At 40.4% G+C, this 24523-nt stretch carries 17 protein-coding genes, 19 tRNA genes and 1 rRNA gene; 7 read left to right on the top strand and 30 right to left on the bottom strand.

The window, feature by feature from the left end; translation table 11 throughout:
• The first annotated feature begins 84 nt into the window (after window positions 1-84).
• The 6 genes from U9R83_RS03320 to U9R83_RS03295 all read left to right on the top strand — a co-directional run bounded on the left by U9R83_RS03320 (window position 85) and on the right by U9R83_RS03295 (window position 2314).
• Window positions 85-306, top strand: a complete 222-nt coding sequence (locus U9R83_RS03320; RefSeq protein WP_013055358.1) for a spore germination protein — start codon at window positions 85-87, stop codon at window positions 304-306.
• A 30-nt stretch (window positions 307-336) separates the two neighbouring features.
• Window positions 337-612 (top strand): spore germination protein GerPB, encoded by a 276-nt coding sequence (locus tag U9R83_RS03315; protein WP_014461637.1) that lies wholly within the window; start codon window positions 337-339, stop codon window positions 610-612.
• Between the two features lie 89 nt (window positions 613-701).
• Window positions 702-1418 (top strand): spore germination protein GerPC, encoded by a 717-nt coding sequence (gerPC, locus tag U9R83_RS03310; RefSeq protein ID WP_014461638.1) that lies wholly within the window; start codon window positions 702-704, stop codon window positions 1416-1418.
• Window positions 1415-1591 (top strand): hypothetical protein, encoded by a 177-nt coding sequence (locus U9R83_RS03305; RefSeq protein ID WP_013055355.1) that lies wholly within the window; start codon window positions 1415-1417, stop codon window positions 1589-1591. Before gerPC ends, U9R83_RS03305 begins: the two co-directional genes overlap by 4 nt.
• Before the next feature lie 12 nt (window positions 1592-1603).
• A complete protein-coding gene (locus tag U9R83_RS03300; RefSeq protein WP_014461639.1) occupies window positions 1604-2035 on the top strand; it encodes a spore germination protein GerPE in 432 nt (143 codons plus the stop codon).
• 60 nt (window positions 2036-2095) lie between these two features.
• Window positions 2096-2314, top strand: a complete 219-nt coding sequence (locus U9R83_RS03295; RefSeq protein ID WP_013055353.1) for a spore germination protein — start codon at window positions 2096-2098, stop codon at window positions 2312-2314.
• A gap of 46 nt (window positions 2315-2360) precedes the next feature.
• On the opposite strand, the gene U9R83_RS03290 is transcribed toward U9R83_RS03295, so the two are convergent.
• The 8 genes from U9R83_RS03290 to U9R83_RS03255 form a co-directional block, all read right to left on the bottom strand.
• Window positions 2361-2666 (bottom strand): HNH endonuclease, encoded by a 306-nt coding sequence (locus U9R83_RS03290; RefSeq protein WP_013081707.1) that lies wholly within the window; start codon window positions 2664-2666, stop codon window positions 2361-2363.
• Window positions 2667-2680: 14 nt separating this feature from the next.
• Window positions 2681-6073, bottom strand: a complete 3393-nt coding sequence (locus U9R83_RS03285) for an SbcC/MukB-like Walker B domain-containing protein (RefSeq protein WP_140451667.1) — start codon at window positions 6071-6073, stop codon at window positions 2681-2683.
• Window positions 6070-7254, bottom strand: coding sequence for an exonuclease SbcCD subunit D (locus tag U9R83_RS03280; protein WP_014461641.1), 1185 nt, complete (start codon window positions 7252-7254; stop codon window positions 6070-6072). The genes U9R83_RS03285 and U9R83_RS03280 overlap by 4 nt, the downstream gene beginning before the upstream one ends.
• Window positions 7255-7307: 53 nt before the next feature.
• Window positions 7308-11045: a helicase-exonuclease AddAB subunit AddA gene (addA, locus tag U9R83_RS03275; RefSeq protein ID WP_243550238.1), complete on the bottom strand. Its 3738-nt coding sequence runs from the start codon at window positions 11043-11045 to the stop codon at window positions 7308-7310.
• Window positions 11038-14538, bottom strand: a complete 3501-nt coding sequence (addB, locus tag U9R83_RS03270) for a helicase-exonuclease AddAB subunit AddB (RefSeq protein WP_243550236.1) — start codon at window positions 14536-14538, stop codon at window positions 11038-11040. The genes addA and addB overlap by 8 nt, the downstream gene beginning before the upstream one ends.
• A gap of 263 nt (window positions 14539-14801) precedes the next feature.
• The gene (fabG, locus tag U9R83_RS03265) at window positions 14802-15542 is read right to left on the bottom strand and encodes a 3-oxoacyl-ACP reductase FabG (RefSeq protein WP_014461644.1); all 741 of its coding nucleotides are present in this window, start codon (window positions 15540-15542) and stop codon (window positions 14802-14804) included.
• 580 nt (window positions 15543-16122) lie between these two features.
• The gene (locus U9R83_RS03260; RefSeq protein WP_014461645.1) at window positions 16123-16740 is read right to left on the bottom strand and encodes a TVP38/TMEM64 family protein; all 618 of its coding nucleotides are present in this window, start codon (window positions 16738-16740) and stop codon (window positions 16123-16125) included.
• A gap of 162 nt (window positions 16741-16902) precedes the next feature.
• Window positions 16903-18882, bottom strand: coding sequence for a S9 family peptidase (locus tag U9R83_RS03255; protein ID WP_014461646.1), 1980 nt, complete (start codon window positions 18880-18882; stop codon window positions 16903-16905).
• Between the two features lie 176 nt (window positions 18883-19058).
• Between U9R83_RS03255 and U9R83_RS03250 the strand changes: the two genes are divergently transcribed.
• Entirely contained in the window at window positions 19059-19295 is a 237-nt protein-coding gene (locus U9R83_RS03250) for an IDEAL domain-containing protein (protein WP_013055344.1), read from the top strand.
• A gap of 195 nt (window positions 19296-19490) precedes the next feature.
• Here the strand turns inward: U9R83_RS03250 and aceA are convergent, their stop codons facing one another.
• The 22 genes from aceA to rrf form a co-directional block, all read right to left on the bottom strand.
• Entirely contained in the window at window positions 19491-20774 is a 1284-nt protein-coding gene (aceA, locus tag U9R83_RS03245) for an isocitrate lyase (RefSeq protein ID WP_014461647.1), read from the bottom strand.
• 392 nt (window positions 20775-21166) lie between these two features.
• The gene (locus tag U9R83_RS03240) at window positions 21167-22426 is read right to left on the bottom strand and encodes a M48 family metallopeptidase (protein WP_115653039.1); all 1260 of its coding nucleotides are present in this window, start codon (window positions 22424-22426) and stop codon (window positions 21167-21169) included.
• Between the two features lie 209 nt (window positions 22427-22635).
• Window positions 22636-22707 (bottom strand) — tRNA-Glu (locus tag U9R83_RS03235).
• A gap of 4 nt (window positions 22708-22711) precedes the next feature.
• Window positions 22712-22786, bottom strand: a tRNA-Asn gene (locus U9R83_RS03230).
• Window positions 22787-22789: 3 nt separating this feature from the next.
• Window positions 22790-22866, bottom strand: a tRNA-Ile gene (locus U9R83_RS03225).
• A 6-nt stretch (window positions 22867-22872) separates the two neighbouring features.
• Window positions 22873-22946: transfer RNA gene (locus tag U9R83_RS03220), tRNA-Gly, on the bottom strand.
• Between the two features lie 11 nt (window positions 22947-22957).
• A tRNA-His gene (locus U9R83_RS03215) sits at window positions 22958-23033 on the bottom strand.
• Window positions 23034-23043: 10 nt separating this feature from the next.
• Window positions 23044-23119: transfer RNA gene (locus U9R83_RS03210), tRNA-Phe, on the bottom strand.
• 10 nt (window positions 23120-23129) lie between these two features.
• Window positions 23130-23205 (bottom strand) — tRNA-Asp (locus U9R83_RS03205).
• 4 nt (window positions 23206-23209) lie between these two features.
• A tRNA-Met gene (locus U9R83_RS03200) sits at window positions 23210-23286 on the bottom strand.
• 25 nt (window positions 23287-23311) lie between these two features.
• A tRNA-Ser gene (locus tag U9R83_RS03195) sits at window positions 23312-23404 on the bottom strand.
• A gap of 27 nt (window positions 23405-23431) precedes the next feature.
• Window positions 23432-23508: transfer RNA gene (locus tag U9R83_RS03190), tRNA-Met, on the bottom strand.
• Window positions 23509-23538: 30 nt separating this feature from the next.
• Window positions 23539-23614 (bottom strand) — tRNA-Ala (locus tag U9R83_RS03185).
• Between the two features lie 5 nt (window positions 23615-23619).
• Window positions 23620-23696: transfer RNA gene (locus tag U9R83_RS03180), tRNA-Pro, on the bottom strand.
• A gap of 4 nt (window positions 23697-23700) precedes the next feature.
• A tRNA-Arg gene (locus tag U9R83_RS03175) sits at window positions 23701-23777 on the bottom strand.
• 6 nt (window positions 23778-23783) lie between these two features.
• Window positions 23784-23858: transfer RNA gene (locus U9R83_RS03170), tRNA-Gly, on the bottom strand.
• A gap of 9 nt (window positions 23859-23867) precedes the next feature.
• Window positions 23868-23940, bottom strand: a tRNA-Lys gene (locus U9R83_RS03165).
• A gap of 4 nt (window positions 23941-23944) precedes the next feature.
• A tRNA-Gln gene (locus tag U9R83_RS03160) sits at window positions 23945-24019 on the bottom strand.
• Window positions 24020-24026: 7 nt separating this feature from the next.
• Window positions 24027-24110 (bottom strand) — tRNA-Tyr (locus U9R83_RS03155).
• Between the two features lie 8 nt (window positions 24111-24118).
• Window positions 24119-24194, bottom strand: a tRNA-Thr gene (locus U9R83_RS03150).
• A gap of 4 nt (window positions 24195-24198) precedes the next feature.
• Window positions 24199-24274, bottom strand: a tRNA-Val gene (locus U9R83_RS03145).
• Window positions 24275-24385: 111 nt separating this feature from the next.
• Window positions 24386-24501, bottom strand: a 5S ribosomal RNA gene (rrf, locus tag U9R83_RS03140).
• Window positions 24502-24523: the final 22 nt, after the last annotated feature.

Below are 24523 nucleotides of genomic sequence, written 5' to 3'. Positions count from 1 at the left end.
ATATAGATAAGGAAAAAGCATTAATCACCTTTTTATCTAGGCTTCATATGCTGTTACTAGACTAAATTAAAAGGGTGTTTGCCTATGCCTGCCATTGTTGGTGTTGTTAATCTTAACAGTGTTGGTTCAGCCAGCGTCTTTCATATTGGAGATGTTTATACAATAGCCCCTATTTCCACTGCTAAAACATTTGCTGGCGCAGGTTCGTTTAATACAGGTGACGGATTATATGTTGTGAATCAGCAGAGCTCAACCAATACGTCAGACAATGACGTAAATGACCAAAATGTCGCTGGAAATCTATAATAGAAATGAAGCTCATACAGGGGGATGCTTATGAACTTTTACGTGAATCAAAGTATCTGTATTCAAAGTATGAAGATTAGTGCTGTAAGTAACTCGTCGGTACTTCAAATTGGAAGCGTAGGTGTTATTAAACCGAACTCAAATCTCTTTAATACAGGAGGATTTACAGGCGCTGCACCTACTGAAACAAAAAAAGGAATTCTTGGATCTGTCTCTCCTTCTACCTTTACTCCAGGAACCGGCGCAGGAGCCGCCCCAGCCCCTTTTTCACAGTCGCTAACTCCTCCAGCTCGAGACAACGACTGACATGTTACAGCCTTCAGCGCCATATGTATATATATAACTATTTTCTTTATCAGAAGGTAAGGAAATCGAGGTGATTGAAGGTGGATAACATGGACTATATTCAGCAGGTACATCAGTATGTTCAGCAAATGTCTTCGTATATTCAGCAGCAAGAAGGACGAATTGCTCAGCTTGAAAAAAACGTACAAGAACTTCAGCAGAAAATAAAAGAGTTAGGTGAACAGCCACCTATTAAAATTGATAAAATTGAATATAAATTTGAACAGTTAAAAATTGATTCTTTAGATGGAACACTTAATATTGGATTAAACCCTCTCACACCTGACAATTTAGAAGATATCATTATTAATGAGAAACCAGAAGTAACATTTTCGCAAGGAGCTCAGCCACAAGGGCAGCCGCCTCAAGGTGAGCAGCCGGGACAACCCGGAGGCCCTGGACCCCAAAATCCTAGCTTAAAACCATTGGAACGTCACTTAGAAAAACAGTGGGTCTCAGATATTCACGAAACGATTATAAGTGAACTGAATCAACATGGATTTTCGATGGTTCAACATGTGCTTGATGAGCGCTCGATGATGATTGATGAATCGTACTACGAGTTTATTTTAGAAGATATTAAAAAGCAGCTGCAGCAGCGAATTACTTTTTATATACAGCAAGTTCAACCGGAAGAAATGGAACGAAATTTCGAACAAATCAAACCTCAAATTATCGGTAAACTTTATGAAGATATGAAAAAAGGAATTGACGCATTTTTAACGTATTTACCTGAATCTTTAAAGAAAGGTGGACCCCCTTCATGAACTTTAACGTTGTAAACCGCGAATTGCTTGTTGGAGACGTTAGTATTACAGGCGTATCTTCTTCCTCTCTTTTTTTAATTGGTGATGCAAACTATATCTCTTTATCCTCAACATTTGATACGCCAGCTGAATCTTTGATTATCGGCCCTTATGTCCCACTATCGTTATCATAAAGGAGCTTATGTATGCTTTCACGCACATCTTCTGTTAATTATATAGAAATTAATTCCTTGTCGGCGAGCTCCTTTTGCCAAATTGGAGATTCAACAGAAATTCACTTACTTAATAGAGCTTTAGCTGATCGGAGACAGTATCCGTTTTTCTACGGCAGAGAAGGAAATTTTGATGATTATGCTATCTTTAGTGAGCCTATTCCCCATGGTGACTACGAACCTATTCCCGTTCAAACGTGGAATGAAATACCTTTAATCCGCGTTAACAGAATTGATATAAAAGGGTGCTCATTCTCGTCAGTTATTCATGTTGGCTCGACCTGCAATGTTTATGCAGAAGCCCGCATTAAGCATATTCGTGAACTGATCAACGATGAACCTTCAAAGGAAGCTGAAGCCGGAACATCGAAAAAAGCTGCCTCAGCACCTAGCGGCAGTGAGTGAACCTTTTAAGAAATGGCTCATATACTAAACTAATATCACGAAAAAAAGGGTGTGAACCTCATGCCAGCAATAATCGGACCCGTTAGTATCACGAGCGTCGGGGGCGGTGTCGTAACGTTTGGAGATACGTTTTATGTTTCTCCAAAAAGCGCTGCTAAAACAGCCTCAGGCTCCGGCTCTTTAAATACAGGTAACTTTGTTAATACAAATAACGGCATTTCAGGAACAAATACGTTAGATCCAGATTTATTCGATCAAAATATAGCGGCAAATGCTTAAAAAAACCCCTTATCTTTGCTACTAAAGCAGATAAGGGGTTTTTTATTCACTTGGATTTTCGGCTGTTTGATTTTTTGGTTTTAGGTAATTTAGAAGAAGGCTGTTTACGAATCCATTTAATAAAAGAGCTAATTTTAGAATCAGCTTGTAATAAAGAAATCGTATTAAGACGAATGGCTAATTCATCATTTGTGTATAACGCATGAATTTGTTTATGACACGGAATACATAAGTTTGCCGTCGGTTCAAACGCTCCGCCCATTTCCTTAGGCGTTAAATGATGTACGGTCGTCAAGACATCCTGCCTTCCGCATAATTCGCATGTTCCTATTCGCCTGTCTTTTTTCTTCATATAGATTTCCTTCCCTATAAAGTTTCTACTCTTACACTAGTTCCTTTGCCGGAAGGCTCGGACGGCTCAACAATCAAACGTTTTGGCAGCCGAGCCCGAAGTTCTTGCACGTGACTAATGACTCCAATTGATAAATTATTGGACTGAAGTTTTTCAAGCGCCGTAACCACGGTATCAAGAAGCTCGCCATCAAGCGTTCCAAAGCCTTCATCTAAAAAGAAAAACTGCAGCGGATATTCTCCTCTTAGCTGAATTTGTGCAGACAATGAAAGGGCCAAAGCCAGCGAAGTTAAAAACGTCTCTCCTCCGGATAAAGTTGAAACCGGACGTTTCACCCCTCCATTTGCATCATCTCTCATGATAAAGCCGCCTTGTGAATCAACTTCAATCGCATAGCGCTGACGTGTTAATATACCCAGACGCTCTGAAGCATCTCGGCTAACGGACATCAGCTGCTCTTCAGCAATATATTCCACGAAAGCATTCCCTTTAAATACTGTTTGAAGCTTCTGATACTGTTCAAATAAAGCTTGTTTTTCTTCACGGTTCTGTTCAAGCACTAAAAATCGCTCATGTCGTTCTTTGACGCTTTTTAACGTTTGCTCAGCCGCTCCCTTAAGCTGAACCGCTTCTTTTACAGCCGCTTTTATATCATGAAGCAGCTGCTGAGTTTCTTCAAATTGCTGCTCTTCTATGGACTGGTGATTCAGCTGGATATTTAACTGTTCAATTGATGACTTCATCTGTTTTATGTTGTCCCAATAAGCCTGAACAGTTTCATCCAACAATTTCATCTCATCATTTGATAACAAAGCTTGCTGAACTTCTTTTCCTTCGCTGAATAAAGAATTCCCTATAGCTTCTTCCCATTTTTCAGCTGCTTTTTTATACTGGATATGAGCTGTTTCTAGAGATTCGCTCGCTGCTTTTTCATCCATTTGCAGCGTTTGATACGCTTTTTGAACAGTCTGCCAATGCTGATACGCCTGCTGTTCATTCGTCTCTAACTCCGTAAGTAAGTGCACTGTTTTTTGCAGCGCTTGTTCAATATCTTCTTGATCTGTAAGCGTACGCAAGCGTTCAATTTGCGAGTGAACAAGAGATTGTTTATGAGACAGCATTGCTTTTAATTCTGTAAATTCTTTTTCGCCCGCATATTTCTCTTCTTTTAGACCTTCGATTTTCTTTTGCTGATTTTCAAAAAATATGCTACTTTTTTCAATTCGAGCCTTTATTGTCTGCTCTTCTTTTTCTCGCTCATTTAGCTGTTCATTAATTTTTTCCATCTCTTCAAATACAAAGGAAGGATAATCTTGTTGAAAAGCTTCTTTTCCTGCTTGTAACGCTTGTTTTTGCTGATTGACTTTTCCTTCTAATTCAATTTGTTCTTTTTGATAATGAGCAAGCTCTAATTCAATCTTTTCAAGACTTTGCTGGACCTTTTGTACCTGCCCTAGAATTGCCTGCTGTTTTTCACTTACCTGCAAATAATCCTGCTCAAGAGATTTGATTTCAACTTCTATTTTCTTAGCATACTGGCCAAAGGCATCTGTACCCATTTCTCCTAAAGCAGAAACTTCGCCAGCTTCGTTCATAAACTCAGCTAACTCAGGTATTTTTTCAACAAGAGGTTTAGCTAGCTGTTCAAGCTGCATTTTGAGCGACGAATAGCTAAATCGCTGTTCACGCAATTGATTGACTTGATCTTCGAACTGATCCGCTGACTCAGTTGTGACGTCATCTTCTTGTTGGTGTAACACGGGGTTAGGATGATGCTCAGAGCCACAAACTGGACAAGGCTCTCCTTGGGTCAGCTGCTCAGCTAATTGATGAGCCAGACGGCGTGACCATTCTTTTTCTTTGCGTCTTTTTAGATCGCTCATTAAACGATCTGCTTGTTGAAAAAGCTGCTGAAACTCTTTTTCCCGCTCACATACAGTATGATACAAGCCTTGAATATCTGAAAATAACGCTTTACTTTGTTCTATTGTTTGCTGATATCTCTCTTGGTGTGTCTGTTTTTGTGTATGCAAATGCTGAAGCTGTTCCGCTTTTTCTTTATACGTTTTTTGGCCTTCATCTAGATTTTTTTTATCATTATTCCATACTTGATAACGGTAAAATGCTTGCTGAACAGCCTGCCGATAATCAGGTTGAATCTCCACCTTTGTTAATGCTTCTTTTAACTCTTTTTGAAGAGTCAAGCCTTGCTGATACCGCTTATCCGCTTCCATTAATTCATCGTTTTTCGCTTGAAGTGCCTGCTGCTTTTGCTGAAGAGAAACTTCCGCTTCTTTTATTTCTTGCTGACCTTCTTTAATTTGTTTTTGAAGATCAGAAGCTTGTTGAAGCTGTTCTTTTTGAACAACTAATTTGGGCTGCTGTTCATTTTTGTACAAGCGAGCCTGCTCATATAAGCTATTCGAACGCTTATATTCCTCACTTTTTTGAACAATTTGTGCTTTTAAATTTTCTACTTTATCTTCATAAAGCTTCTGCTGTTTTTCAGCTTGTTCAAATGTTTCTAAATAAGGAAAAAGACGCTCAGCCTGCTGAGCTTTCGTCAGCACATCCTGCTTTTGTTTAATCTCCTCTTCCTGTCTAGAAGCATGTACTAGCTTTTCTTCTAGCAATGTTTTTTCCTGCTGTGCTTTCCAAAGAGACGCCTGCTGATCGTATCGCTCTTGCAAATCAGCCGCTTCTTTTTCTCGTTTTTCCAAAAGTACAATGCTATCACTTACAAGCTGCTCAGCTTCCGTTACTTTCTCTGTTGAAGCTTCACCTAATCCCGTTTGTTCTGCCGTAATTTTATCTAGGTCTGTTTTTAGCTGCTGAACTTGATAGCGTATTTTCTTACTAAGCTGATCCCCGTACTGCTCGAGATTAAAAAGACGCTGAAGCATTTGACGACGCTCCGTCCCTTTTAATGATAAAAACTCCGCAAATTTTCCTTGTGGTAATACAACAGCTCTTGTAAAATCATCAATTGTTAAACCAAGAAGTTCCTGTACCTGCTGGTTTACATCATTTGTTTTATCCGCTAATACGTACGTTTCATCTTCGATTTCAATCAACCGACTGGAAGCTGATTTCACACGCAGCTCATCCGTCCGTTTAAAGCTTCGTTCAACAGTATAGCGTTTTTTATGATTAGCATTTTCCAGTTCGAACGTAAACGATACTTTCAGTTCATTTTCCCCGTGATTTAAAATTCCTTGTGTATTATTAGCTGCACGCTCTACTTTTCCGTATAAAGCTAGTGTAATGGCATCCAAAATGGAGGATTTCCCGCTTCCAGTAGGACCAAATATTCCGAAAACACCGCCTGAACACAGCGCTTCAAAATCGACAGTTTGTTTTTCTCTAAAACTGTGAAGCCCCGAAACGGTCAAGTTAATAGGTTTCATTTTTCATCCTCCTTTCCCGATATATCTTCGTCGTTAATCAAGGTTAAAAACAGTTTGACTAATTCAGTATCAGGTGCCCCTCCGCCGGTTTGCCTGCTGTAGAACTTTGTAAACAGTTCTTCGATTGGCACTTCGCGCTGTGAACGTGTTTCAAGTGCTAGTTCTTCTGCTTTGAATACCGGACGGATATGAATAAAGCCTGGATGAAGCTTGCGAAGACGATGGATTTCTTCTAGTGAAAGTGCATCTTCTACGTGAACTTCTAAATCAACCCATGCCTGCGTATCTTTTTGCTCATCAAGCCATGTATATACTTCTGCCAATCCGTTTTTCGCTTTCCAACGCGTCAAGGGCTTTCCGCTAGATAATGGAATTTCAGTCATCTCAACCTCTTTTCCTGGCTTAGCATCTAAAATGGTAACCGACTTTGCGTATCCTGACTCCGAAAAGCTGTAAGCAAGAGGTGAACCGGAATACCTTGCCAGAGTGTGGGCGCGATTGATCATTTGCGGACGATGCAAATGCCCTAACGCTACATATTGAGCGTTGGCAGGTAAACTAGTTGCCGCCACCGTATAAGCTCCTCCTACTTCAATTGGACGTTCTGAGTCCGTTGAACTTCCTCCTGCTACGTAAATATGGCTCATCGCAATGTTAACGCTATCTGTAGTAAACTGCTCACTCATTTTATCGAAAATACCTTTTACTCTGGCATCATATGAATTTCGAAGAGCCAGCTCATCATTTTCTTCTGCTAACAGTTCTTTTAATCTAGATTCAGATGGGTAAGGAAGAGCCGCAACCCTTAATATTTCATCTGATGTAGGAATGTGAATGCTTTCTACATCGGTAGTAGGCAAACCAAGAAGCGTAATATTTTGATGAACAGCTAATGGAGAAGCTGCCGAAAGCCGATCTGGATTATCATGGTTACCCGCAATAACAATAATTGGACGTTTACCATTGTTGCTCAGCCTAGACATACTTTCGTAAAAAAGCTGCTCTGCAGCTGCTGGAGGGTTGACCGTATCAAAGGCATCGCCCGCCATGAGAATAGCATCTATCTTTTCCTCTTCCACAATGTCTGCCAGTTCATCTAAAAACTGTGCTTGCTCAGCTAGACGGCTTCGGCCTTCTAACGTTCGCCCCAAATGCCAATCCGCTGTATGTAATAAACGCATGTTACTCTCTCCTTATTGGTGAAAAAGAAGAAGACTATCGCCTTCTTCTTTTTTTATATTTCAACAGCATGTCCACCATCTAAAAAGTACAGATAGCGATGCTGCACAGGTTGTTTTACAATCCGCTCAATGGCCTTTGCGTAAAGCTCTAACTGAATGCGGTACCTTTCGATTAGAAACGGTTTTGCTCGTTCAAAATCCCCTTCAAAACGATCCGAAATATTATCCGTTTTAAAATCAAGTAAAACGAGGCCTTCTTCCGTTTCATACAAACAATCAATAATACCTTGCACTAAAATCGTTTCGTCTTCCTGCTCCCAATGATCATAGATTTCTTTAGCCGAGACACCTAAACTAAAAGGCATCTCTCTATAAACCTTGCGAGCCGTTCGAATACCTTGTGCAATGTCACTGTCTAAAAAGTCTGCTACATCATTTGCATCAACGGCATCCGCTTGTTCTTGCGTCAATAATTCTTTGGTAACCATTGATTGAATAAAGTCTTGAACCATTTCGAGGGTATAAGCTTTATTTAATGGAAGCTGCTGCATAACGGCATGTGTGGCTGTTCCTTTTTCAGCTCCTGTGAGAGATTTTTCTTGAAGAAACAGCGGACGGTTTTCAAGAGGTGCTTTAGATCCCCGAACGAGATCGTCGCTTCCACCTGCATCCGTCAGCTGCTGCTGCCTTTTTAGTTCAGAAACAGATTGCTTCGAACGATGAACGGAAGCTACACGATAATCATAAGACCAATTTAATCGTCTATACACTTCGTCTTTATAATCGCTGGACTCTGAAACTGGCTCATGCTTTTGAAGAGCGTTCAAGAGCTCTTCATGATGCTGCTGCTCTTCAAGAGGCTGTTCGGCTAAATCAACCGCTAATAACGTTGAAAGTTTCCAGCTTGAAGCATGCTGATGAACCATCTCAGCCGGCTGGACCTCTCCTTCAACCATGTGACTAACATTTTGGTGACGAATTAAAGAAGGTCCAATCCAGTCTAAATAACATTTTGCATCTCTTCTCACGTGAGCTGGAAGCGTCCAATCTTCATGTGCCATAACAGAGCTCCACTGTCTAAGCTTTTCTGGTGCATCTTTTACTGTTCCGACTAAAATAAGCTTTTCTTTCGCACGCGTCAAAGCTACGTATAATACCCGCATTTCTTCTGCCATGCTTTCTTTTTTCATTTTTTTCTTCATGGTCTGCTGAAGAAGAGTCGGGTACGTAATACGCAGTTTTGGATCAATATATTTAGATCCAAAACCTAGTTCTTTATCGAGTAAATATGCTTTATTCAAGTCCATTAAGTTAAACTGACGAGCAAGACCAGCTACAAAAACGACAGGAAACTCAAGACCTTTACTGCTGTGGATCGTCATCAAACGCACCACATCTTCTTGTTCTCCCAGCGCTCGAGCAGCTCCTAAATCGTTCCCTCGATCCTGCATCCGTTCAATAAAGCGTAAAAAGCGGAACAGACCTCTAAATGAAGTCGCCTCATACTGGCGAGCGCGATCGTAAAGAGCACGTAAATTGGCTTGACGCTGTTTCCCGCCAGGAAGTCCGCCAACAAATTCAAAGAAACCCGTGTCGCGGTAAATTTGCCATACTAGTTCTGACAAAGAGCTTTGTCTAGCTTGTGTTCTCCATGCTTTTAACTGCTCATAGAAATATTTCACTTTATCGCGAAGTTCTTCATCATCTGAAACCGCTAAGTACGTTTTCAACGCATCATAATACGTTCCTTTCTTTTGCTCTGCTCTCAGTGTAGCCAACTCTTCATCTGAAAGCCCTACTACCGGTGAGCGAAGAACAGAAGCTAACGGAATGTCTTGATGCGGGTTATCTACTACTTTTAATAAAGACATCATAATCATCACTTCAGTAGCATCAAAATAGCCTGTTGATAAATCCGCATAAATCGGCACGCCTTCTTGTTTAAATTCATCCATAATCTGCGCAGCCCAAGGCATGGAACGAAGCAAAATAACAAAGTCACGATACGTTACGTTTCTCATGATATCGAGCTTGCGATCATATATTTGAAAACGGTTTTGAACGAGTTCTTTGATTTTGCGCGCCATTGCTCTTGCCTCTAACTGAGCCGTTTCAAGCTCTGCTTCTGAAAACGCGACGAGAGAAGAATCCGATTCTTCTTCCGCTCCTTCTTCTGCATTTTCTTTTGCAATCAGCAGAAGCTCCGTTTCCATTCCTTCCACTTTTGGATACGATGCTCCTAATTTTAAAGAAGCATCATCGTCATATGCAATTTCTCCTACTTCTTCATCCATCAGCTGGTTAAAAATAAAGTTTGTGGCGTCAAGCACTTGAGAACGACTTCGGAAGTTTTTATTTAAGTCAATACGTTTTCCAAATTGTCGTCCATCTTGCGTAAATCGCTTGTACTTCGTCAAAAACAAAAATGGCTCCGCTAAACGAAAGCGGTAAATGGATTGTTTTACATCTCCAACCATAAATAAATTCCCTTGTTCTTCACTATCTCTCGTCACTAATTTAATTAGTGTTTCTTGAACCATATTTGTATCTTGATATTCGTCAACAAGCACCTCTTCAAACTGAGTGCGATATTTTTGAGCAATGGACGAAGGCTTAAGCACCCCGTCTTCTTTTACACTCAAGATTTGCAGGCAATAATGCTCTAAATCAGAAAAGTCCACTAAACCTTTCTCTTTTTTGATGTGTTCATATCGTTCACCGAAGCGCTGAACTAAAAAGATTAGCGTTTCAATAACGGGCTTCATTTTTTCAAAATCAGCCATGTAGCCGTGCAAAGGCCTAGAAAACAAATCAGCATGAAGCTTCTCAAGGCTTGTTTTCGCTTTTTTGCGAAGCTCTCCAAAATCATCTAAAAGCTGCGAGTCGTACGCATCTCCTTTACATGGCTTTAAACGAGTAAAATTCAAACTCTGCATTTCTTCATGCAAATCAGCAAAAGAATGCTTAGAAGCGCTGAGCAGCCGATGAATTTGAGCCAAGTCTTCCTCTGCATTAACAGCGCGAGGAGCAGGCCCTCCCGGCAGCTTTGTTAGCTCTAAGCCCTGTTTTAAAATCGACTCAATGCCCATGAGCTGCGTTGTTACTTCTTGTAAAAGAAAAGACAGAAACGGAAGTGAATCAATAGAAGAGTCCTCTGTGACATCATATTGACTCACAATCATTTTAAGCCATCCGTTTGGGTCGGGATTAGATCGTGCAAAGTCATATAGCTTTCTTACCATAAGCTGAATATCTAAGTCATTTCTGTCGCTTGTATAACGATCAATTAAATCAAAGAATCGCTCGTTCTGTTCAATACTGTACTGCTCTTCAAACAGTTCTTCCAATACTTCTTCACGAAGGAGCTCTGCTTCCGTATCATCCGCAATTCGAAAACCAGGGTCTACATCAATCATATAATAATACGTACGAATGACTTCTAAACAAAAAGAATGAAGCGTAGAAATCGACGCACGGTTTAATAAATTAAGCTGTCTGCGCAAGTGTAAAGAAGATGGATTCTTTTTTAACTCTTTTTCCAATGCTTCTCCAATTCGATTTCTCATTTCGGCTGCAGAAGCATTTGTAAACGTAGCAACTAGTAATCTATCAACATCGATTGGTTCCTCGCCCATCGTAATCTTTTTAATAATACGTTCGACTAAAACCGCTGTTTTTCCTGAGCCAGCCGCCGCGGCTACTAATATATCTTGACCGGATGAAACAATGGCGTTCCACTGATCATCCGTCCACTGGGAGTCGGCCGGTTTTACGTGTATATCTTCACTCATCTCGTTTGGCCTCCTCTCGAATTTTATCTAAAATAACATTTTGACTCTCTGTACTAAGCTGACGATATTCGTTGTTTTCCATTGATTCATCGAACTGACAGATTGAGCGGTATTCACAAAACGCACATGGTGTTTTATCTTTTAGCTTATAAGGCGAAATATCAATTTTTCCATTTGTAATCTCAGTACCTGCCTCTACAAACTTACCTCGCACATACTGACGGAGATGTGTAAAATCTTCTTCGCTCGCAACCGAAGAATTGGAATAAAAGCCCCCTGTCTTTTTAATACCCGCCGATATAACCTGTGAGTGCCCTGATTCTAACGTTTCGTCCATTAATCGGACTGCTTCCTCGTCCCCTAAAAGCAGTCCTTTCATTTTAAACTTCTTGAAGATTTCGGCTTCAATTTGATCAGGTTGTAATGCTTTAGTACTGTTGATCATTGGATTATGAACATGGAAATAAAGAACGCCAGCAGGCAATGCTCCTCTATTATCATGAAGAAGCTGTTCAGCATACGTCACGACTATGTCTAAATAAGCTAAAATTTGAAGAGATAAACCGTAGTACACTTCCACTAAGTTTAATGCTTTATCGCTTGATTTATAGTCGACAATACGCAGTAAAAGTCCTTTGGAGCTTTCCGCTTTATCTACCCTGTCAATTCGACCAACGAGTTCCATCGTATGGCCATTTGGCAGTGTAAACTGCATAGAAGGCAGCTCCGCGCTAGGTCCAAATCCAAGCTCCAATCCAACAGGAACAAACCCACTCACCTTAGCGTGCTCACTTAACACAAGCGACGCCCGTTCAATAATTTGCTGCAGCTTATGCGTTAAATAATGGTGACGATTAGAGCTCAATAAAATCTCGTTTTGTAAGCGCGGAGCAAGTTCGTGCACCGCAGCCGTAGAAAGCTGCTGACAGTCTTTTCTCGTTAAGTTCTTCCATTCTTTTTGACCGCCGCGAAGCTCGTCTGAAATCATCTTCAGCGCCGCGTGAAATAACTCGCCTATGTCAGGAGCTGCTAATTTGAAAACTTTTCGTTCTTTAAGTTTGAGCCCATGAGAAGCAAAATGAGCGTACGGACAGGCTTCAAATTTCTCCATTCTCGATACGCTTGCTTGAATATGCTTTCCATACAGACGCTGACTCGTTTTCTTTGTTAACCTTTTTGCTTCGTTTTTATAAAATAAGCTGCTTAGTACCCTCTCACTGTATGAGTTCCAATTTGGATTTTCTACATAAAAATTATATACATCCCACCAAGCCGAACTCATCGGATAATGACGTTTCCAACCTTGCAGCTGGCTGGCTAAATGCGCGATGCTTGTTAAAGGATTTGTTATATAATCAACTTGCTTTTCTTCTTCTAAATCCGTAGGCTCCATCATTAACAGCTTTTCCTGCAGGAGCGGAAACAGCTCTTTTACTCGATTAATAACGAGTGAAGGCAGCAGAGTCTTCCCTTCCTCATTGGCAAGAGGATACGAAACATAAAGTTTTTCAGAAGAGCTGGAAAGTGCTAAATAAATGAGAAATTGTTCGTCAAACAACTTTTGCCTTCCAGTTGGCGCAAGTAATAAACCTGATTCAAGCAGCTGCTCTCTTTCTTTCTCAGATAACAGGCCATCGCTTTTTGGTTTAGCTGGAATCACACCGTCATTTACACCTAACAAAAAGCTTGCTTTGATACCGGATAAACGCGAACGCTCGAAGCTTGCCACAACCACTTGATCCAGTGCAGGCGGAACAAGTGCAAACTGCATGCTGTCAAGCCCTGTCTCAAATAGATCTGCGAACAAAGAAATCGATACTTTCTCTTCTCCCATCATTTCAACAAACTGATCAAATAAGTGAAGAATTGCTTTCCATACCTGCTCGTGCTCTCTTGCTTCTTGAAGCTTTCCTTCTTCTTCACATCGATTGCGCAGCGCTTCTATCTTTTGTGGAATATCTAAATTCGTTAAAAAACGATAGAGTGCTTCTGCTTTTTCTTTTCCTATTTTCGCTTGCTTTAATTTTTGCTGAAGCGAATAAATAGGAGGAACAATCATATTTTTTAATTCATTTATTTTTTGCTCAAAAGCAAGCTCTTCGTCCGTTTTCCCAAGGTTCATATCTTCAAGCGAACGATATTTTCTGTAGGTAAATGGTTCCTTACTCGTCCACTTAGATCCTTGAATACCGTAAGCAAGTACGTAATTTTCTAATTCATCCATCTCTTCGCGAAGCTGGTGCACATCAGATGACAAAGGAAATAAAAGATCTGTTTTCACTGCTCGAAAGATGGTTTCATATCGCCATGACCCGCTTACCACCTCTAAGACTGAACGAATAAATTCAACGAGTGGATGATGAAACATCGCTCGCTTTTGGTCAATAAAGTATGGAATTTCATAATCTCGAAAAATGGTTTGAAGCAAGTCATGATAGTCTTCTGCATTTCTAACAATCAAAGCAATGTCACGATAGCGATAGCCCTGATCACGCACAAGCGACAGCACTTCTCTTGCAATCCCTTCTACCTCTGCTCTTCGGCTAACCGCCGGCAGCAGCTGAATGTGCTCGGGCTCTGACTGAAATTCCGGCGTTGGCCGTTCATCATAATATCGTTCTAAATAGGCAAGCTCTGGACTGTTTTGATGCCTTTTTTGTTCATTAAATACGTTTGGCTCTTGAACTTCTATCCCGTTTTCAGCCGCCAGACTCATTATTTCTTGATACGTTTCGCTCGTTAATCGAAACAAGTGCAAGTCATTTGGAATAAAATCTTGATACGAATAATCAGAAGTCACCGCTATTTTCACTTCTCTACAAACTTTCATCAGCTCTACTAATACCGTTAATTCTTGAGGAGTATAGTGATGAAATCCATCTACATAAATCGTTGCTTGAGCAAGGTAGGCAGAAGACGCTACTTTTTCACTCAGCAGCTTCAAATAATCTTCTCCATCTACATATTTTGTCATCAGCTGTTTTTCTAATTCTCCGTAAATAAGATGTAAATCATGTAATTTATCAGCAAGGACCTTCTCATCTTCTACTTGCAGCTTTTGCTTTATCTCTTCAAGAGACGGTGCATCCACCGTGTACTGTTTAAACTCTTTAACCATTTTTTCTAATTCTTCAATAAACCCTGCTTGTTCTGAAGAATTCGCAAACAATCGAAGCTCTTTTTTTTGATGCTCGATAATTTTTTTAAGCATCATATGAATACCTGTTTGATCCACATGATAGCGGCTAATACCTCCGACTTCTTGCAGGATACGCCACGCAAGACGTGTAAAACTATAAACTTGAGCACGCATCATTCCTTCTAACCCAGGTGTTTGAACAAGCGCATACTCCGACTGAAATGTCATCTGTTCAGGTACAATATAAATAAGTGGATGCCCAAGCGGAGCATTTAACAGCTCGTGGCGCATGCTATTTAAAAGATATTCCGTTTTCCCGCTTCCTGAACGTCCTAATAAAAACTGTAGCCCCACGTTTTCACCCCTTCATTTTTCTTCTCTATATTTTTAGTTGTTTAAGTGCAAAATGGATAAACGCCACGCAAACACGTGACGCAGTCGTCAAAATTTTATAGTGATAATCAGCTAAATCTCTCTATCTCTCTCCTTATTATTTTACTGAACTTGCAGACAAAATTCCACTTTGCACATATGTGAAATGCTGGATGCAATAAAAAAACTTTTCAGTAGCCAAATGACCACTGAAAAGTTTTAGGAAAGAGAGTTATTTTCTACGTTTACATCATGATTCCACCATCTACATGCAGTGTTGTGCCGTTAATATAGTTGGACTCATCAGAGGCTAAATAAAGATAAGCATAACCAATGTCAGAAGGCTGACCTAACCTTTGTAAAGGAATAGTGGATTTCATTTGATCAATGATTTTGTCCGGCATCGCCTTCACCATATCCGTCTCAATAAACCCGGGAGCTACAGCGTTTACATTAATTCCTTTTCGCCCAAGCTCTTTAGCCCATGTTTTGGTCATTCCCACTACGCCGGCTTTTGTCGCCGCATAGTTCGTTTGACCAACATTTCCATATACGCCGGACACTGAAGACGTGCTGATAATTTTCCCTTTACCTTGAGCAATCATATGCGGTACAACGGCTTGCGTACAGTGAAAAACGCCTGTAAGGTTTACGTTAATGACCGCTTGAAAATTTTCAACTGATAATTTAGTTAGCATTCCATCTCTGGTGATACCTGCATTATTAATTAAAATATCTATTTTAGAGAAGCGTTTCACGACTTCTTCTACCATTGCATCTACACTGTCTCGATCCGCTACGTTCACTTGAAAGAATGCTACATCTCCGCCTTCTTCTTTTAGCTGAGCTGCTCGTTCTTCTCCTACTTTTGCATCGTAGTCAACCATAGCGACCTTTGCACCCTCTTGTGCGAAAATTCGAGAAGCTTCGAACCCTAACCCATTTGCTGCACCCGTAATAATTGCCACTTTATCTTTTAATCTCATGTCACCCGCGCTATAAGACGCTTACTAACAACGATTAATCAGCAAGTCGCTTGAATCTTAGTAGCGCATTCCCCTCCTCAAAACGACGCCAAGCACGTCTTAATGATCATTCGGTGCTTTTCTAGTAATGATCCCTCTACTTACATCTTAGTAGTCAAGCTCAAAAATCATTCATATAATTTTCAAGAAAACGTTTTGAAATACATGAGGTGATAATACATGTTGAGAAAAAACATGTATATCTCGAGAAAACAAAGGGTTCATTACTTAGGTGCAACTAGGAATAGATATCTAATTTATTCCCAGTTTTTTCTTTTATTTTAGCATATTTTTCATAATTGATAAACAAAAAACTTGTTCATTACTGGACAGATATTCTGTATGTGCATTGTTCTTCCAACCGAATAAACAGACAAATAACTTCTTTAAGAAAAATTTTAAGATCCTTTCAAAAATGCTGCTGTATTCCTATAAGAAAAGGCTTCTCTATAGTTTACGATACCCTTTTTGGCTGCATGTATAACAAAAGACTGCCTATTAAAACGCAGTCTTCCATCACTATTTGTTATATATAAACAAACTATTTGTCATACTGTTTCACTTTAGATTTTTCATTTAACCTTCGTTCAATTTGCTTTCCAACAAGCCATAGGACAAAAATGATCACTAAAACAAGTACTGCTTTTAAAGGCTGTTTCACAAATGAAACAAAATCGGCCCCAATAAAACTCATCATAAATATCATGACCATTTTACCCGCTAATACAGCAAGCATAAACTGAGCCATACTGACACGTGATAGTCCGGCTACTACATTAATCGCTGAAGATGGGGTAAAAGGGAAACAAAGCATAATAAACAGCGGTCCAAAACCGTGTCGTTCCACCCAAATCATGATTTTTCGAATTTGCGCATGGCGGCTGATGAAATGTAAAAACCTCGCCTGTCCATATTTTCTAAAAATCAAAAAGACAAGCAGTGATCCAATGCAGCTCCCAATCCATGAAATTAAAAAGCCTAACCATAAGCCAAAGGCAGCAGCATTAGCCATTACAAACGCAAAAAGCGGCAAGATAGGGATAAACGCTTCTAAAATAGGCAACAGCAGCCCCGGAATGATTCCAAATGATTGATATTGTTTTAATAACTCGAGGACGCCGTCTAATGTCAAATAATGCTTTAATGTTTCAAAATCCATCGAATGTTCTCCTTATTTAAACAACTGTGCTACTTTTCACTTATTGTACTACTTTCCTTTACCAAACAAAAGTTTTACAGCGTTTTATCTTTCCTGCCCTTTTACGTTTGTCATACAGCCTTTATTTACGCACACATATTTGGTTGAACAGCCATGCACTTTTTACTGAGACTGTTTTAAATAACGTTTAAACCAGCTTGTTAAATATTTTAGTCTCGCCGTTCGTAAATTGGGCTTACCGCTTCTAGAGAGTTCATGGTTAGACTGAGGAAACCGAATAAATTCTACTTCTTTATTTTTTCTTTTCAGCGCTACATAAAGCTGTTCAGCTTGTTCAATTGGACATCTATAATCCTGTTCGCTATGTAAGATTAAAAGTGGTGTTTTAACGTTCTCTGCTAAACGAAGCGGCGAGTGACTCCAAAGTTTTTCCGGGTTTTCATAAATATCAGCTTTTAACTCCCATTCGGTAAAATAATAGCCAATATCACTAACGCCGTAAAAGCTCGTCCAATTTGAAATAGACCGTTGCGTCACCGCTGCTTTAAACCGATTTGTACTTCCTACAATCCAGTTTGTCATAAACCCTCCGTAGCTTCCTCCTGTTACGCCAAGCTTATCTTCATTAATATAAGCGTAGCGGTTAATTGCTTCGTCGGTCACTGCCATCAAGTCCGTATAATCCATGCCTCCGTAATCTCCTCGAACGGCATCTGTAAAGGCTTGACCATACCCTCTGCCGCCTCTTGGATTAGAAAAGATAATATTGAACCCTTTTGATGCAAGTACTTGGAATTCAAGCATAAATGTATGACCATACATAAGATGCGGACCTCCGTGGATTTCTAAAATGGTTGGAGATCCATGGTTTGTGGCAGCAGCTTTTACTACCCAACTATGGATATGTATACCGTCCGTAGAAGTCGCGTAAAAAGATTCTGCTTCTGTGAGCTGCACATGCTTTAAAAATAAGTCATTAACGTTTGTCAGCTTCACTAGTTCCTCTGTTTTTAAATTTAGAGAATAAAGATCTCCGGGATGTGTAAATGTGCTGATTGCCACGATAGCCTCCTCACAGTTTGGAAGAACAGATATCCCATATACGTGAGCATTGTCCATAAGCACAGGATCTAACTTCCCATTTACATTTCCTTTATATATGCCTACAGACCCCTTTTCACTTACGACAAAATAAAATTCTTGATTACTGCTCCACATAATTCCCGCTGCGGTTCTTCCAAAGTGGAAATCTCCCGCTACCATATCTCCTATTTCTACGTCTATACCGGCAGTGATACAAGCTGTTTTTTGGTTGGAAATCTGATAAATATATATGTCATTCATTGAAGCCGATCCGTATGTACGTTCATTTCCAATGTAAGCTATGTATGATCCATCTGGTGACCACGAAACTTGATGAAAATATCCTGTTTCTGCTGTAATAGATGTTAATTTTTTAGTATCACGATGCAAAATAAACACGTCCATGGTTAACGATAAATCCGGATTCTCTCCTCGGCTGCTGCAAAATACAATTGAGCTTGCATCGGGAGACCAGCACCCTACAGAGTGATGATAAGGTCCATCCGTTAAAAACGTCACTTCTTTATTTTTAAGTTTAACGACAGCAACTTGCGTATATTCACCTTTTAAATAGCCGCTACCATCGGATTTGTACAGTAAACGTTCCACTTCATACGGCTGGGGATGTTCATGATTTTGTTCAACTCTTACAGCTTTTTCTTCTACTTTTGTGGAAAACATAATTTCGTCACTATAAGGAGACCACACTGGATTACTAACGCCTTTTTCAAGATCTGTGAGTGCTTCTGCTTCCCCGCCTGTCGCTGCTAATAGGTAGAGCTGAACGGCTTGACTGCGATCGGATAAAAAAGCAATCCACTTGCCGTCCGGGGACCAGGCGGGAGAATGATTATTCCCTTTATAGTACGTTAATTGCTTAGTTTCTTTCGTTTCAAGATCTAATATAAACAGCTGCGTTTCATACGCGTTCTCTATTTTCTTCGTTTCTCGAACCGTATAAACTACACTTTTTCCATCTGGAGAAATCTGAGGATTATAAACAGACTTCAATTCATACAAATCCTCTATCGTTACCGTACGCTTTTTTAAATGATTCAATTTCTTCGCCCCCAAGCATTCATTTTTAAACCAAATAGTCAATCGATAAAAACGAAAGTAGCGTTTCCCTCTTACTTTATCATTTCCAAAAATAAAAATCTAAAAATTTAGAAAATTAGTTGTTTTTTCTTCTTTTAATCTATATAATAATAAAAAGGGTGCAGAGGTGATGAGGTATGAACAATGAAAAATCGTACACGGAAATGATGAAGTCCCTCGCTCGCAAGAAAAAAGTAATTGATACTGTGAGTATGTTGGATGTTTATATCGAAATGGTAATTGATGAATCGCTTTTTAAGCGTCAAAAAGAACTGTTAGAAACAAACATTAACACGGCATTAGATCAACGTGATGAAATTGCTTTTTATGAGCTATCAGCACAGTACCAATCCCTGCTTCAAACATCTACTTAATATTTTAAGAACTTAATTCATGTTAATGATTTATATGTACGTTTAACAGGCAGATACTTTCTTCTCAGGAAGAACAGCTGTCTGTTAAATCGTGTTTACTACATAAAAAAAGATTCTTACAGATGTAAGAATCTTTTTTGTTAGGATTTTTCCTATGAGTGGAAGTAACTAACCGTTCCACTCATAGATTTTTTGTTATTTATGTGCCTGAAACTGCTCTTCTTCCGTTGAACCTTTTAAAGCTGTGGTAGAAGAAGTCCCACCAGAAACTACTTGCGCCACTTCATCAAAATAACCCGTTCCTACTTCACGCTGATGTCTTGTAGCAGTATATCCATTTATTTCACTAGCAAACTCTCTCTCTTGTAACTCTGAATAAGCTGCCATTCCTCTTGTTTTATATCCTCGTGCCAGCTCAAACATGCTGTGATTTAAAGCATGGAAGCCAGCAAGCGTAACGAATTGGAATTTGTAGCCCATTTTTGCGATTTCTCTTTGGAACTTTTCAATCGTTTTCTTATCTAATTTTTTCTTCCAGTTGAAAGATGGTGAACAGTTATAAGCAAGCATTTTACCTGGGAATTTTTCATGAATAGCATCTGCAAATTTTTGTGCTTGTTCCAAGTTTGGTTCAGACGTTTCACACCATACTAGATCAGCATATGGCGCATATGCTAAGCCACGAGCAATAGCTTGATCGATTCCGGCTCTCGTGCGATAAAAACCTTCAGCGGTGCGTTCACCTGTAATAAACTGGCGATCTACAGGATCAACATCACTTGTAATTAAATCAGCGGCATCAGCATCGGTACGAGCAATCAGAAGTGTTGGAACACCCATTACATCAGCAGCTAAACGAGCAGCAATCAAATTTTTCACAGCGGTCTGAGTTGGCAGCAATACCTTGCCGCCAAGGTGGCCACACTTTTTCTCAGAGGATAATTGATCTTCAAAGTGTACGGCAGATGCTCCCGACTCAATCATTCCTTTCATTAGTTCAAATACGTTTAACTGTCCTCCAAACCCTGCTTCTGCATCTGCTACAATTGGAGCAAAGTAATCGATATCCCCTTCTCCTTCTAAATGCTGAATTTGATCGGCACGCTGCAGCGCTTGATTGATTCGTTTCACAACATGCGGCACGCTGTTTGCCGGGTATAAACTTTGATCAGGATACATGTTTCCTGAAAGATTTGCATCTGCAGCTACTTGCCATCCGCTTAAGTAAATTGCTTTTAACCCCGCTTTTACCTGTTGTACTGCTTGATTTCCTGTTAAAGCTCCTAATGCATGAACGTATGGCTCTGTTTTTAATAAGTTCCAGAACTTTTCGGCTCCTCTTCTAGCAAGCGTATGTTCAATATCAATGGACCCTCTTAGCCCAATGACTTTTTCTGCAGAATATGGACGTTCAATTCCTTTCCAACGCTCATCGCTTTTCCAGTTCTCTTCAAGGTTTTTTACACGAATGTCTTTCATTCTTTATACCCCCTAATGAATTTAAAATTCTATATTCATAAAAATATAAAACGCAGCAGTTAGAATATGTCTGTTTCATGATGAAGTAAATTAGCAGTTTGCCATAGTGTTAGCGAGAACGTAGATGAAATAAGTAAGTAGTTGAAGGACATGTAGTAAGACTTAGCTGAGGTGAATATACGCTGAGAATTTAGACTGCTATCTTTTCAATCACAAATAACTATTCCTCCCTATTGTTATAAAACAGTTTTTATTTTACATACGTTATTATATAACAGTACTTTCGAAAATGAAACCTCCTTTTAGAATTTTTTTCCTACTCGCAAGGAGGCTTTTCTATTAATACCTACGTATAAAAGGCTTCATATATCCTTTACTTTTTCTTATATCACTTATTCATTTCTTTCATACTTCTCAACAAATGAAATTCTTTCCAGTATTGTTGGGTGACCATATCGGAAAATCTTCACTAAATACGGCGGATTTACCTGAGACAGTCCTGATTTCGTTAAGTCCTGAAACGTTTTAATAGCAGCTTGCTTATCTCCTGTTAGGTCCATGGCGTACGTGTCAGATTGAAGTTCATGATGACGCGACTGCATATTTGTTAACGGACTCACAGCAAATGTAAGAACAGAAAAAATAAGTAGAATAAGCGGTAAAGAATTTAAATCACTAAGAGAAGTAATTTTTAATGCTTTTCCCCATCTCTTAATCACAAAGCGAGCTAAGTGCTTCGTTAGCCATAAACCTACGATCGATAAAACTAATGCTGAAGCAATCCCCACATAAATATGTTTCTTTACATAATGACCCATTTCATGCGCCATGATAAACAAAATTTCACGTTCTGTTAATTTATTAAGAGTAGTATCCCATAACACAATTCTTGAATTAGAACCTATTCCCGTCACATATGCATTGAGAGAGTTCGTTTTTTCAGACATGTTTACTTCATATACATGCTTAGCAGGTATATGAGCTTCGTCTGCTAAATGTAAAATTTTCGTCTCTAGCTCTTTATTCTTTAATGGATAAAAATCGTTATATAACGGATCGATAACCACTGGTTGAATAAACGTCAAAAATAGCGTAAATGGAATAGATACTAGCCATGCATACAGCCACCATCTTTTTGAAAACTTACGAATGAATGCATATAACACAGCAATCACTAAAAACATGGTGGCATAGTTTACCCAAAAATCTGTAAAGAGATCCTTCATCCATCCTTGGAAAGGTTGCGTCGTAATATGGTAAGCCTTTGAAAGCTTAAAGCTAATCCAGTCCATAGGAAAAGAATAGATCAGCAGCAGAACGGATAACCAAAATACATAAATAGCAGTTTGGAGAAGACTGAAACGGCTGATGTCTTTAGACCACTTATTAACTTTCTTAGATACACCTAACACTAAAATTAAAATAAACCCTAGCCACTCATATGGAATTCGGATAAAAAAGAGTGCATCTCTAATTTTTGAATATTTTTCGGTCAACATAAGTTCTCGTGCATTCATAAACGTAGCCGGGTCTACGCTGGTGCCCTTTAATGATTGTGGAATAGAGGTATCGCTTATATAGAATAAATACACCCAAATACACGCTCCATACACAAGAAAAACTCCGATGGACCACCAAACAATTTTTTTCACGCATTCCCCTCCTTTTGTACAAACAGTATGCCGTTATTACTATTGTAGGTTTTTTTTCGAAATTTAGAACAAGCTTTTATAGATGTGCTATAAGAAATGCAATTCGGAGAGAGGCAATCATAGAAAAACGAAAAATAGAGTTTAGACAAAAGAATAAACTCTGTTTACAAACAAAAAAAGCAGTTTGCATATGCAAACTGCTTTTAAGATGACCCGTACGGGATTCGAACCCGTGTTACCGCCGTGAAAGGGCGGTGTCTTAACCGCTTGACCAACGGGCCAGTATGGCTCCACAGGTAGGACTCGAACCTACGACCGATCGGTTAACAGCCGATAGCTCTACCACTGAGCTACTGTGGAATATGGTGGGCCTAAGTGGACTCGAACCACCGACCTCACGCTTATCAGGCGTGCGCTCTAACCAGCTGAGCTATAGGCCCATTATTTGGAGCGGGTGATGAGAATCGAACTCACGACATCAGCTTGGAAGGCTGAGGTTTTACCACTAAACTACACCCGCGTTACTTAAGATGGGGCGACTGATGGGAATCGAACCCACGAATGCCGGAACCACAATCCGGTGCGTTAACCACTTCGCCACAATCGCCATCTTAAAATGGTGGCTCGGGACGGAATCGAACCGCCGACACAAGGATTTTCAGTCCTTTGCTCTACCAACTGAGCTACCGAGCCTTTATGTAAATGGCGGTCCCGACGGGAATCGAACCCGCGATCTCCTGCGTGACAGGCAGGCATGTTAACCGCTACACCACGGGACCACTTTGGTTGCGGGGACAGGATTTGAACCTGCGACCTTCGGGTTATGAGCCCGACGAGCTACCGAACTGCTCCACCCCGCGATGATATGAATATGATATAAATAAATGGCGGAGGAAGAGGGATTCGAACCCCCGCGGGCTTTAACACCCCTGTCGGTTTTCAAGACCGATCCCTTCAGCCGGACTTGGGTATTCCTCCGTATATTTATAACAAATGTAACTTATATGGTAGCGGCGGAGGGAGTCGAACCCACGACCTCACGGGTATGAACCGTACGCTCTAGCCAGCTGAGCTACACCGCCATATTATTCGTTACAATTATTTAATTTAATTGGTGGAGCCTAGCGGGATCGAACCGCTGACCTCCTGCGTGCAAGGCAGGCGCTCTCCCAGCTGAGCTAAGGCCCCATAAATGGTCGGGAAGACAGGATTCGAACCTGCGACCCCTTGGTCCCAAACCAAGTGCTCTACCAAGCTGAGCTACTTCCCGTTTATGGCGCGCCCGAGAGGAGTCGAACCCCTAACCTTTTGATCCGTAGTCAAACGCTCTATCCAATTGAGCTACGGGCGCTTTATATGGAGCGGAAGACGAGGTTCGAACTCGCGACCCCCACCTTGGCAAGGTGGTGTTCTACCACTGAACTACTTCCGCTTATTAAAATGAGCCATGAAGGACTCGAACCTTCGACCCTCTGATTAAAAGTCAGATGCTCTACCAACTGAGCTAATGGCTCTCTATGGCTGGGCTAGCTGGATTCGAACCAACGCATGACGGAATCAAAATCCGTTGCCTTACCGCTTGGCGATAGCCCAATAAAGATGGTGGAGGGGGGCAGATTCGAACTGCCGAACCCGAAGGAGCGGATTTACAGTCCGCCGCGTTTAGCCACTTCGCTACCCCTCCGATATAAATGGTGCCGGCAAGAGGACTTGAACCCCCAACCTACTGATTACAAGTCAGTTGCTCTACCAGTTGAGCTACACCGGCACGGTGGTGGAGGATGACGGGATCGAACCGCCGACCCCCTGCTTGTAAGGCAGGTGCTCTCCCAGCTGAGCTAATCCTCCAAATATCATACACAACATTCAGTGTGTATTGTATATAAGTTTTTTACAAATGAGCCAAATAAAAAACCCCTAGACTCTTTTACAAGAGCATAAAAAGGGGTCTTATTCATTGCCTGGCAACGTCCTACTCTCACAGGGACAAAGTCCCAACTACCATTGGCGCTAAAGAGCTTAACTTCCGTGTTCGGTATGGGAACGGGTGTGACCTCTTCGCTATCGCCACCAGACAAGAGATTGCTCTCTCAAAAC

This window comes from Priestia sp. LL-8 (assembly GCF_036227845.1).
Lineage (GTDB): Bacteria > Bacillota > Bacilli > Bacillales > Bacillaceae_H > Priestia > Priestia zanthoxyli.
Note: the sequence above shows the minus strand (reverse complement) of the source record. Positions and strands in the feature narration are given on the sequence as shown.